Here is a 12404-nt window from a genome sequence, read left to right as displayed (position 1 = left end):
ACTTCTAGATTTCGTGGGCTGTCTGCTGTTCGGCGTGGTAGGAACTGCGCACCAACGGGCCTGATTCGACGTGGCGGAAGCCCATGGCTATCCCCTCCTCTTTTAACAATGCAAACTCGCTGGGGTCGTAAAATCGTGCAACGGGCAGATGCTCTCTTGTCGGTTGGAGATATTGGCCGATGGTCATGATGTCGCAGCCGACGGAGCGGAGGTTGCGCATCACTTCGCGGGCCTCGTCCAATGTTTCCCCCATTCCAAGAATCAAACCGGACTTTGTCGTCATTCCCTGCTGCTTCGCCCTATCGAGTAAATGGATCGACCGATCATACTTCCCTTGTGGCCTGATCGCCGGGAATAACCGCCGCACAGTTTCGATGTTGTGATTCAGAATATCGGGCTTTTCGTTGCAAACCCTCACAATTGCCGCGCCGTTCCCTTCAAAATCCGGAATCAAGACTTCAATCGTACAGTGTGGGCTGAACCATCTGACCTGCTTGATTGTTAGGGCAAAGACCGCGGCGCCTCCATCTTCCAGTTCATCCCGGTTTACCGATGTGATCACGACATGGCGAAGGCCCAATGCCTGGACTGCTGCTGCGACTCGCCTAGGTTCTTCGTGATCTACCGCGAGTGGTCGGCCTGTTTCGACTGAGCAGTAGTGACAGCGTCTTGTACAGATATCGCCCAAGATAAGGAATGTCGCAGTGCGTGCATTCCAACATTCCCATCGATTCGGGCATCGCGCTTCTTCACAGATGGTATGGAGCTTGAGCCGGTCCATGGTCCGTTTGATATCGAGATAGTCGGGACCGGTCTTAGCTTCAATTTTGAACCAGGGCGGGAGACGGGGTCGGGTCCAGGCTGAAGGCTGAAGGCTGATAGCGGCAGAGGAATCAGTACGAGAAGATCGAAGTTGATCAAGAGGGATAAAGCTCATGGAGTTTCCTTCGATGGGAGCAACTCCGAGGGATGTTCAAGGATGTGTTTGAACTCTTTCAGGAAGCCAGCCCCCTGCACACCATCCAGAGCCCGGTGGTCGCAGGATAATGTCACCTTCATGCGCCGACCAGCCTCGATCCTGCCCTCTTTGACGACAGGGACATCCCGGATGGAGCCGACAGCAATGGATGCGGCCTGAGGGGGGATGAGGACCGCAATGAAGTTTTCTACGTCGAACATTCCCAAATTTGAGATCGAGAAGGTGGCGTCCGTATATTCCTGTGGCTGCAAATGTTGGTTTCTGGCTCGATCGATCAGTGTCTTCGATTCGTTCGAGATGTCACCTAGCGACTTCACACTGCAATTGCGAATGACCGGTGTGATCAAACCATCATCGATGCCGACGGCGATGCCGATGTCGACGCGCTCATGTCGCCTGATGGCATGACCAATGAATGATACATTGATTTCCGGATGGCGGGTGAGGGCGATCGCTGCGGCTTTGATCAGCAGGTCGGTGATGGATGGATGCATCACTCGGTCGGATTTATACTGATTGCGGAACTGCTCTGCACGCTCCATATTGATCTCGCTTGTCAAATAGAAGTGCGGTATCGGTGCTTTGCTCTGTGTCGTGGCTCGTACGATGGCTTTCCGCATCTGGCTCAGCGGTTGGTCTGTTCCGGCTGACAGACTCCGCGTTATCGCTACCTGGGCTTTCATGACATCCTCCTCCACGATTCGCCCACCAGGACCGGTCCCGGTGATGGTGGAAAGATCGATGCCTCTGTCGGCAGCCACAGCCTTGGCGCGGGGCGATGCAGGCACACGAGTTTCTTGGCTGCTCCTGGGTGAGGTGGGTGTTGGGCCGGCAGCAGACGGCACGCTGGTCTTCGTTCCTCCACCCACCGATGGCGCGGCAGTGATTGCATCGGTCAATGCCGGATTGATGTCCTCATCCGCTCCAGCGATGACGCCGATCAACGTACCGGACATCACGGTTGCGCCCTCCTGTACCAGGACCTTGCGCAGGATGCCGGATGCGAAGGCTTCGAGATCCATGATGGCCTTATCGGTTTCGATTTCAGCGAGCACATCCCCTGCTTCCACCGGATCTCCTTCGCGTTTTTTCCACGCAAGAAGGACGCCCTCTTCCATCGTGTCGGTCAATTTTGGCATTACGACGCGACTAGCCATAAAAGGCCCTCACGGATGCTGAAAAAAATGAGCGGGGTGGCTGGGACGATCCCTGTGCTCGCGCAACGCGCGGCCTGAGAAGGCCCTCGTTGGACGCGCGCAGTTGGTATCATCCCAGCCACCCCTTATAAAGTGATTGTTTGATGCGGCCTCGCCCGGGACAGAGGCGCGTCTTGGCACGCCTCTGGTTAGGCGGGTGTGACTGATGGCCTTTTTGAGCATCCTTAAGATTTGGAATTGTCTTTCAATCAACGGTACCATTTAACTAAATATTAGAGCGGCGAAACAATGCGAAGAACTTGCCGATCAATCCACCTGGCATATCAGGCTGCTGCTCGGGGTCTGGGTACTCGACCCAAGGCTCCTGAGAACCAAGATAGGTGCCTTCTTTGACACTCAGTTGACTGCGGAGTTGCGTGTAGCCCTGTTCTTGGAGCATGCCGATTAATTCCTCTAACGCAGCAACCGGTGTGGCTCGTGCGACGGTCACGACATGCGTCGTCTCATAGCGTAGAATCGCTTGATATCCCCCGTCGGTTCGTTCAAATAGGACCGGCCTACTGAAACCCCGTTCTCGTGTATCGAAGCCGGCTAATTGATGTTTCTCCTGTATCTGGTCTGACATGACTGTCTGGCCCAGTTCATATGGTCCATCTGGTTTATCTGGTTTGTGTAGTTGTTTGATCCAGAGCAACCAAACAAACTAAATAAACCAAACAAACCATGGGCCCTTCTTTCAGAGCGCTCTGAACACCGCCAGCAGATCGCTCAATGCGATGGTCTTGTTTCTGAGGATTGCGCGCCGCGCCTGCATTGGCTCCATTGCCGAAGTTTGTTCATGACCGCCTTTTAAGATCGCAGTGCCGAGGGCGAGCACCTCTTGACACTCCTTCTCGACTTTGCTTTTGACCACGGGATTCACCGCGAGGATGTCGGCCATCGTCGCGCGTGTCTTGGCGAGATGCGCGTGCAGTTCCTCATCCGGGTATGCTCTTCTGGCTCCCTCATCCAGGCAGCGATCGAGATACTGCGTCAGGAATACATAGAGGCGAACGAGTGTTTCCGTGATCTCGATATGACTGAGAGCCTCGGGCTGTGACGACATGGTAATCGTGCCTCCTATGGTTAGGGAGCGCCGCACACCGCTTTGATGGCCTCGATGATGCGCCCCTTGTCAGGAATGGCGGCATCTTCCAATGGGCGGCTGTAGGGCATCGGCACATCTTCGCCGGTGACCCGCTTGATGGGGGCGTCCAGGAAATCGAACGCCGCCGTATACACACTTTCGGCAATCTGCGCACCCAGCCCGCAAAACCGCCACCCCTCTTCGACGATCACGAGCCGCCCCGTCTTTTTGACCGAGGTGACGATTGTGGCGAGGTCCAATGGCTTGAGGGTACGAGGGTCGATGACCTCGACGTTGATGCCCTCTCGACTCAGCTGATCGGCCGCCTCGAGTGCCAGCAAGAGCATCTTCGAATAGGCGACGATCGTGGCGTCGCGTCCGACACGTTTAATGTCGGCGACTCCGATAGGGATCGTGTACTCACCATCTCCGACATTCCCCTTCGTTCCATACAGCAGTTGCGCTTCGATAAAGATGACAGGGTCCTTGTCCCGGATCGCGCTCTTCAGCAGACCCTTCGCGTCATGAGGCGTCGCGGGAGCGATCACTTTCAATCCCGGCACGTGACAGAACCAGGCCTCCAGACTCTGGGAATGTTGCGCGCCTAACTGATGGGCTGCACTGCCCGGTCCGCGAATCACAAGTGGCACCGACAGCTGGCCTCCCGACATATACCGAATTTTTGCGGCGTTGTTGACGATCTGATCCAATGCCACTATCCCAAAATTCATGGTCATGAGCTCGACAATAGGATGCAATCCCGCCATAGCGGCGCCGATTGCCAGGCCGGTGAAGCCTGCTTCCGTAATGGGCGTATCCACGACCCGTTGTGGGCCGAATTCCTCGACAAACCCTTTACTGACCTTGAAGGCTCCCTGGTAGTAACCGACCTCCTCCCCGATCAGAAAGATGCGGGAATCCCGACGCATCTCCTCCCGCATGGCCTGGTTTAGCGCTTCCCGATAAGACATCACCATGCGACGACCTGACGGCTGCTGAAACAGGGGGCGGGGTAGCTGGGACGATCCCTGTGCTCGCGCACCCCGCACGATGAAGCAGTGCTCGGTGGACGCGCGCAGTTGGGATCATCCCAGCCACCCCTTATTAAGCGATAGTTCGCTGCGGTCTTGCCTGCGGAAAGGCGCGGCCCTGGGTAAAGAGGCTGTCTTGGCAGCCTCAGGGTGGGCGGGTGAAATAGCCGCCGGGGTAGACGGGTGAGACTAGTACGCTGTTTAAGCAGCCTGTTACTCAGCCAGAACATGATTGTAAAGCTCCGATGGCGCGGGGAAAGGACTCTCATCTGCAAATTTGACCGCAGCCATTACGACCTCGCCGATTTCCTGCTCAAGCTGTGTGAAGTCGTTTTCAATTCCCAGCTTGTTGTTGAGGATGGTCTGTTTCAAGATGGTAAGCGGATCCCGCCTACGTTGGTCATCGACTTCCTCTTTGGTTCTGTAATGGCCATGTGCCGGGTCGGACATCGAGTGGCCCATGAATCTGTAGGTCATCGCTTCGATGAAAAACGGACCCTGCCCCCCTCGTACCTGCTCGACAACTGTATTCATTAAATTGCGCACCGCGAGCACATCCATGCCATCCACGCGCTCAGCCCTAATACCGTAGGAGCGGGCGGTCTCCGCAACATCCTCGTACAGTGCGATCGCCCGTTTAACCGGGGTTCCCATGCCGTACCGATTATTCTCGCAGATGAAGATCACAGGGAGTTTCCACAGGGCGGCCAGATTGAACGCTTCGTGTGCTTGGCCGCTTGGGACTGCCCCTTCACCGAAGAAACAGGCGGTCACCAGGTCGAGTGTTCGATACTTGGTTGCGAAAGCGAAGCCTGTGGCAAGTGGAAGATGGCCTCCAACAATGGCATAGCCACCCATGAACCGACGCGGGGCATCTACCAGGTGCATAGAGCCGCCTTTGCCCTGGCAGAGGCCCGTCGCTTTGCCGAACAGCTCAGCCATGACTAGGCCTGGGTCGGAACCGCGGGCGAGGCAGTGGCCGTGGTCGCGGTAGGCGCTGATTGCATAGTCATCCGGTCGAAGCGCGGCGATGGCCCCGACCGCAATGGCCTCTTCACCGATATAGAGATGAAGAAACCCGGCAATTTTCGCGAGGGCATACATCTCTGCCGATTTTTCTTCGAACCGGCGGATCAGCAGCATTTGGCGAAAAAGTGAGAAGAGATCAGCTCTGTCCATGCTAGTCATTATGCATGGTTGCTGAGTGTTGACTCAACCCTCGACATCCCCCTCATCGAGCGGTCCGTTTCGGTGAACACAAGTATTGTCGATGGAAGGGAAGGTCCCATCTAGGATGCAAACGGCTTCTTGATTTTACTCAGCAGACTTTCAATCGACGGGCTGCCCTTCCCGGAGCCGCTGATTTCCGCGATAATCTTGTGAGCAATGTCCCTGAATGCTGCCGATTGTGGAGAAGCCGGATCGGCTACGACGATCGGCATGCCAGAGTCGCCGCCGTCGCGAATGGCCGGATCAATCGGGATACGACCAAGAAAGGGAACGCCCAGCTTGGCTGCAGCCCGTTCCCCGCCCCCATGGGAGAAGATCTCGGTACGTTCACCGCAGTGGCCGCAGAGGAAGTAGCTCATGTTTTCGACAATACCGAGAAGTGGCACATTGACTTTCTGAAACATCATCATGCCCTTGCGCACATCGTGGAGGGCGACTTCCTGCGGCGTCGTGACGGTGACGGCTCCGGTCAAGGGAACCAACTGGGTCAAGGTGAGCTGTGCGTCTCCGGTGCCTGGGGGCAGGTCGATGATCAAGTAATCGAGTTCGCCCCAGAGCACGTCGCGGAACAGTTGCTGAATGGCGGTGTGAACCATCGGGCCTCGCCACACGACGGCCGTTTCCTCCGGTACAAAGAAGCCCATGGAAATGAGTTTGATTCCATGACTTTCTGCCGGGGCGATCTTGCCGTCTCTCTGCTCCGGGGGCTTGGTCACGCCCATCATCATCGGAATGTTCGGACCATAGATATCTGCGTCGAGCAGTCCAACCTTGGCGCCGGTGAGTGCCATGGCGACTGCGAGATTGACAGCGACGGTGGATTTGCCGACCCCTCCCTTACCGCTGCTGACAGCGATGACGTATTTAACATCGGGAATGATGCTCTCTTTCCCTTGACTCGTCTGGGGCCCAGCGGGATGTGTATCAGCCATGAAGCGCTCCTCTTCTAGCAGGATCTTAAAAAAGTCATCCAGCGGCGTTCTCGAAACCCGTGAAGCGTATCGCGTGAAGCGTCGTTCGTTTTCGGATTCGGACGTTTCACGCTTCACGAACGGCGAGGACGGCTAGCTACTCCATCATAAGCGAAGGAGGGCCGGAAAGAAAATGGGTCTATTGCGCTACGGGTGGTGGCTCAATGGGGGAAGAGGGCGGCGAGGCTTATCCGACGCTGGGATCGTTGCGGCGCAGATTGCTCGCGAGTCCGAGCAGGGAGAGGGTGTAAATAATCCATTTCGAGGGGTCGAAATTGTACCATTTCGGTCCATTACGGAAATCGCGCGCATAGGTGTGATGAAAGTTATGATATCCCTCGCCGAAACTGACGAAGGAGACCAGCCAGCTGTCGCGGCTGCTGTCCTTCGTGCTGTGGGGCTGTGAACCGACCATGTGACAGAGTGAATTGATCGTGAAGGTGGAGTTCAACACCATGAACATTCGGAAGAGCCCGCCCAATAGGAAAGCGCCGATGCCACCTTGCCACCCTCCATGCCAGACACCAAGGAGAAAGGGAAGCAGCAAACCCGTCACTACGATCGGCCAGTAGTAGCGATCTTGCCAGATCACGACCGGGTCACGGCGCAGACGAATCTCGTACTTCTGTGCGCGATAGGGGGTGTCGTAAAAGAGCCAGCCACAGTGGCTATGCCAGAATCCTCTTGTAGCGTTGTAGGGATCCTCATCCTCATCGGTCTTGGCGTGATGGCGGATATGGTCGGCGCCCCACTTCAGCGCAGAGTTCTGCATGGCCCACCCACCGGCCACAAGGATCGTAGCCTTAACCCAATCCGGGCATTCGAAACTCTGGTGTGAGACCAGCCGGTGATAGCCGACGGTGATGCCCATGCCTGTGACGATATACATGACTGCGGATAAGACCCAGTCAAAGAGGCTGAACCCGACGTAATACCCATAGAGCGGAATGCCGACGAGCGTGGCGACAACGATGGCTAAGAAGAGCACAAAGTTTAACGGCTCAAATACGTCTTCGGTCCGTGTAATTTCACTCGTGGCTTCGTTCGTCGTTGCGGGCATAACCTCTCCTTAGAGTATTCAGCCGATGCTACAATGGGCCTGTTCGAGGGGAAGGAATAATACGTTACGCATCATACAGACTTTTCACGGATGTATCAATAGAATGCTGTCAGTGTATACTAAAACCTCTCTGTCTCACCGCCAGTCAGGTAACGATGCCATTACTACCTTCCCCTCTCGAACCTGCGATTTACCGCTTTGGTGAACGGCTTGCTCGCCTTTCTGCTGGTCGAACTCCGACTCTCTTCGAGGGACGCTGGTGGTCGAACCAGGCTCTCAACCTGGCGATGCAGGACAGCCGCTTCAAGGCACAGCTGTTTCGCTTCATCGATGTCCTCCCCTCAATTATAGACGACGAACAGGTGGTCACCTTGGCTCGCGAGTATTTGGGCGATGGAGACACAGCGCTCTTCGGCAGCCACTGGGGGCTCAAAGCCATGTCCGCCACCAGCCTGGGGGCCAAACTCAGCGGCAAAGCGATCAGAGGACAGGTTGAGCATATGGGGCGCACCTTCATTGCCGGAGCCACCCTCAAGGAGGCAGCGCCCAGATTGAGAGATCTTTGGCAGCATGGGCGGGCCTGGTCGGTCGACTTATTGGGCGAGACAACCATGAGCGATTGTGAGGCTGATCGGTACCGCGATCGTTGTCTGGAAGCCCTCAACCTGCTCGCGCAAGAAACGGCTGTCTGGCCGGCGATCTCCTTACTGGAGCAGGACCATCTCGGGCCAATACCGAAGGTCCAGCTCTCCATCAAGATTTCCGCCCTCTCGCCGCACCTTGACCCAATCGATCCAGAAGGGAGTTATCTCTCGGTGACGGCACGGCTTCGGCCCATTCTTGATCTCGCGATGCGCCTCCCCGCTTCGTTGATTTTTGATATGGAACAGGCCGAAACAAAAACCTTGTTGGTGGAGATCTTCACCAGGCTTTTCACGGAACCTTCTTATAGGACCTTTCCATACGCGGGTCTCGCATTACAGGCATACCATCGGGAGACAGCCGAGGATATTGACAGGCTCTTGGCCTGGGTCCGTCAGCGTGGAGTTCCCATCACGATTCGATTGGTGAAAGGGGCCTACTGGGATTCGGATACGATTCGCTACAGGCAACGAGGCTGGGTTGTTCCTCTCTTTGAACAGAAGGGTGAAACGGATGCGAACTATGAATCGCTCACGCAGCTTCTGTTGTCTCAGACGTCACTGATTCGCCCTGCCTTCGGGACACATAATCTCCGGACGTTGGCTTACATCGAAGCGACTGCTGAGTCGTTCGGGCTTTCTCGAGAGACATGGGAATACCAGATGATCTTTGGAATGGCCGAACCATTTCAGCAGGCCGTCACACAGCTTGGGCGGCGGTTGCGACTCTATACCCCGGTGGGCGATCTGCTTCCAGGTATGGCGTATCTCGTGCGGCGATTGCTGGAAAATACCTCAAACGAGTCATTCTTGAGGAAAGAGTATGTGGAATCGCAGCCCCTGAGCACATTGCTGGCTCCGCCTGTGTTGGAGGGGTTGAGTCAGAAACAGCGATCCCACGAAGCCGAAGTACAGCACTTTCACAATGAACCGCAGCATGATTTTTCTCGGGCCGAGAGCCGAACAGCGATGCAGAATGCGCTGGCGCATGTGCGGTCCCAATTGGGCCGGCAGTGGACGCCGTCGTCCGGAGGGGTAGCTCTGAGCGGGCCTCCCATCGAGTCTCGCAACCCGGGACGCCCGAATGAACTTGTGGGCCAGGTGCCTAGCGCACGTGTTGAGGATGTTGAAGAGGCGGTGCGCCGGGCAGTTCAGGCTGGGAAATCCTGGCGTGATACGCCAACGGAACAGCGCGTAGAAATCCTGCGTACTGCTGCAGCGCTCATGAGAGCCAGGCGCGATGAGTTGGCCGCATGGGAGATATTGGAATGTGGAAAGCCCTGGCGAGAAGCAGATGCGGACCTCGCAGAGGCGATAGACTTTCTGGAGTTTTATGCGGCGAACTGGCAGAGACTCGCTGTCCCGAAACGACTGGGACAGGAACCTGGCGAACTGAACCAGCGGCTGTATAGTCCGCGAGGAGTGACGGCTGTCGTCGCCCCATGGAATTTTCCATTGGCCATCCCAACCGGGATGGTATCGGCTGCACTCGTGACCGGGAACGCCGTCGTGTTTAAACCCTCAGAGCGTTCGTCCATGATGGGGTACTGGCTTACGGAAATCTTACGGAGAGCCGGTGTCCCCGAAGAGGTAGTGTGTTGTCTGCCGGGCGGGCCTGACATCGGGCGTGCGTTAGTATGCCATCCCGATATCGCGACGGTGGCCTTTACCGGCTCGAAAGACGTGGGCCTGAGCATCCTGAAGGAGGCTGCTACTCTGATGCCAGGGCAACAGATGGTCAAGCGTGTCTTGGCAGAGATGGGAGGAAAAAATGCAATTATCGTGGACGAGACAGCGGACCTCGATGATGCGATCGCCGGCGTCCTCTCATCGTTTACCGGCTATGGAGGGCAGAAATGCTCTGCCTGCTCGCGTGCGATTGTCCACGCTACGATCTACGACAATTTCCTCAATCGGCTTAAAGAAGCGGTGTTGAGCCTGAAGGTTGGAAGTCCTGATGCGCCCGGCACACAGGTCGGGCCGGTGATTGACGGCCGGGCGCAGTCCAAGATTCAAGAATATGTCGAAATAGGAAAAAAGGAAGCACGTGTATTGGTGGAAGGGTCAGTGACAGGCCCCGGCTGGTACATAGCTCCAACGGTTTTTGTTGATGTGCTGCCGACACATAGGATTGCTCAAGAGGAAATCTTCGGGCCGATCCTTGCGGTCATGCAAGCCGCGTCCTACCAAGATGCGCTGACACTGGCTAACTCGACGGCCTACGCACTGACCGGGGGTGTCTACTCACGAAGCCCCGCGAATCTTGAACTGGCTCAGGAAACATTTGATGTCGGGAATCTCTATCTCAATCGTCCGATCACCGGAGCATTAGTCGGTCGGCAACCGTTCGGGGGCCATCGGCTTTCCGGAGTCGGAGCGAAAGCCGGAGGTGAGGAGTACCTGACGCAATTCGTCGTGGCTCGGGTTGTCAGTGAACAAACCCTCCGTCGGGGATTCACCCCTCCCGAGTGATGCCTTCGGCGGCTTGACCTCGTACGATTCCAATTCTTCCATAATGTCTGTGACCATGCCTCGATCATCCAATGGCGACAGATCCTGCCGTTCGACATACTTGACTAGGCCCACTCCCTTCACAAACCAGGCAGTCATCACATCGGTCCCGAGAACGGTCTTCTTTGAGCCGGAGAGATGGATCTGCATCTGCATACGCGCCTCCACCTTCACCGCATCCTTAAACTCACCGGCGGGCACAGTAACTGATTCCTGTCCCACCACCGTTGAGTCACCCTGAGCGTCGGCCTTTTCGTTGATACCGTCCTGATTCAGGTCGGTACCGAAGTCCACTCCCTTGCGGTTGAATTGCGCAAAGGAAGACGCAATCTTCATCGGAAAGCGAACGATCTGATAAGGCACGAGCTGTTTTTCGAACGGTGTGCCCGGTTCAGAGCCGTAATAGACGATGCCGGCCGTGTCGCGGCGGTAGAAGCTGTCCGAAGGCCCATGGTTACCAGGATTGGTATCGTGGTATACGGTGACCGTCACACCCTTGAGAGCTTTCGTTCCGGTGACGGAGGACACATTGGAGAAAAACTTATGCTCGACCGTTTGCAGAGGCCCTTCGGTAATCTGGCCGCGATAGCGCCATTCGTTCCCGACCTGATCGGGAAAATAGTCTGCGGACTGGGCGATGATACCGGCATCTTCCGCTGCAACAGGCATGGACCAGATGCTTCCTACAAGCAGCAGCGAGGTTCCGGGCGGCCCGACAGCGGGCTAACCCCGAGAAAGACGCGCTCGGACCAGCGGATTCCCACCTGTTTGCCCCCGTTGATCCACCCAGGAACAGAGTTCTTCGTGCAAACATGAATTAATCAGACCTTCCTTAGTTTATTTGGTTTCTTGGAGTGAAGTCACAAGACAAACGAGATATACCGGGCCAACTAGATGAACCAAACAAACAAAATGAACCAAATCAACCAGAAACAGGCCGTCCTTGTGACCGGCGCGTCCGGGGGGATTGGTCGTGCGATCAGTCTGGCCTTTGCTGTGGCCGGCTGGTCTATCGGGATCCATTACTATCGAAACAAGTCAGGGGCTGAGGAGACGCTGACGCAAGTCGTGTCTGCGGGTGGAGCTGGGGCACTCTACCAGGCGGATATTCGCGAGTTCTCTGACGTGCAACAGATGGTGGAAGCTTCCTCCCGGCTCAGACCGGCTCCATCGGTGTTTGTCTGCAATGCGGGGATCGGGGGAGGCAGCCTCGTACTCAAAGAGCGGGAACAGGAATGGGCTGAGATAGTGGCCACGAACCTGACCGGTACATTTCACTGTGTCCGCGCCATGGCACCTCCATTGCTGGCCCGCGGAGGTGGCGCCATTATTGTGCTCGGTTCCCATACGGGATTTCATGGGGCTACCGGCCAAGCTGCCTACGCGACGTCGAAAGCCGGACTGATCGGACTGGTCAAGACAGCGGCGCTCGAGTGGGGATCGCAGAATATCCAAGTAAATCTCGTGCTGCCGGGATGGCACAAAACAGCCTTGACCGAGGGGGTGTTCCCTGATGGCGAGGGCTGGATGGATCACGCACTACGCCGTCCTCCGGCGATCGAAGAAGTGGCAACCACCATCGTCCATCTGGCGGGACTCACGGGGATCTCAGGACAGGTTTGGAACTGTGACAGCCGAAGCCTTTAACCGGACGCTGAAAACGCTCGCCAGCTTCGTTCTCACCTCGAAAGCATCCTC

At 56.3% G+C, this 12404-nt stretch carries 10 protein-coding genes; 2 read left to right on the top strand and 8 right to left on the bottom strand.

Features of this window, described 5'->3' with window-relative positions; all coding sequences use genetic code 11:
* Positions 1–4: 4 nt before the first annotated feature.
* From lipA to HZB34_09630, 8 genes are all read right to left on the bottom strand, one after another.
* A complete protein-coding gene (gene lipA / locus HZB34_09665) occupies positions 5–937 on the bottom strand; it encodes a lipoyl synthase (protein MBI5316227.1) in 933 nt (310 codons plus the stop codon).
* Positions 934–2136 carry a 2-oxo acid dehydrogenase subunit E2 gene (locus HZB34_09660; protein ID MBI5316226.1) on the bottom strand — a complete coding sequence of 401 codons (1203 nt, stop codon included), beginning with the start codon at positions 2134–2136 and terminating at the stop codon, positions 934–936. Before HZB34_09660 ends, lipA begins: the two co-directional genes overlap by 4 nt.
* 265 nt (positions 2137–2401) lie before the next feature.
* Positions 2402–2761 carry a hypothetical protein gene (locus tag HZB34_09655; protein MBI5316225.1) on the bottom strand — a complete coding sequence of 120 codons (360 nt, stop codon included), beginning with the start codon at positions 2759–2761 and terminating at the stop codon, positions 2402–2404.
* 111 nt (positions 2762–2872) lie between these two features.
* Positions 2873–3241, bottom strand: coding sequence for a hypothetical protein (locus HZB34_09650; GenBank protein ID MBI5316224.1), 369 nt, complete (start codon positions 3239–3241; stop codon positions 2873–2875).
* Positions 3242–3261: 20 nt separating this feature from the next.
* Positions 3262–4239 carry a pyruvate dehydrogenase complex E1 component subunit beta gene (locus HZB34_09645; GenBank protein MBI5316223.1) on the bottom strand — a complete coding sequence of 326 codons (978 nt, stop codon included), beginning with the start codon at positions 4237–4239 and terminating at the stop codon, positions 3262–3264.
* A 267-nt stretch (positions 4240–4506) separates the two neighbouring features.
* Positions 4507–5481, bottom strand: coding sequence for a pyruvate dehydrogenase (acetyl-transferring) E1 component subunit alpha (gene pdhA / locus HZB34_09640; protein MBI5316222.1), 975 nt, complete (start codon positions 5479–5481; stop codon positions 4507–4509).
* A 101-nt stretch (positions 5482–5582) separates the two neighbouring features.
* Complete coding sequence (locus HZB34_09635; protein ID MBI5316221.1) at positions 5583–6455, bottom strand: Mrp/NBP35 family ATP-binding protein; 873 nt, start codon at positions 6453–6455, stop codon at positions 5583–5585.
* A 226-nt stretch (positions 6456–6681) separates the two neighbouring features.
* Positions 6682–7554 carry a fatty acid desaturase gene (locus tag HZB34_09630; GenBank protein MBI5316220.1) on the bottom strand — a complete coding sequence of 291 codons (873 nt, stop codon included), beginning with the start codon at positions 7552–7554 and terminating at the stop codon, positions 6682–6684.
* 155 nt (positions 7555–7709) lie between these two features.
* On the opposite strand from HZB34_09630, the gene HZB34_09625 reads away from it, so the two are divergent.
* Entirely contained in the window at positions 7710–10667 is a 2958-nt protein-coding gene (locus tag HZB34_09625; GenBank protein MBI5316219.1) for a bifunctional proline dehydrogenase/L-glutamate gamma-semialdehyde dehydrogenase, read from the top strand.
* A gap of 933 nt (positions 10668–11600) precedes the next feature.
* Positions 11601–12353: an SDR family oxidoreductase gene (locus HZB34_09620; protein MBI5316218.1), complete on the top strand. Its 753-nt coding sequence runs from the start codon at positions 11601–11603 to the stop codon at positions 12351–12353.
* Positions 12354–12404 lie beyond the last annotated feature (51 nt).

Source organism: Nitrospirota bacterium, assembly GCA_016219645.1.
Taxonomy (GTDB): Bacteria; Nitrospirota; Nitrospiria; order Nitrospirales; family Nitrospiraceae; genus Palsa-1315.
This window is presented reverse-complemented; position numbering and strand designations above follow the sequence as displayed.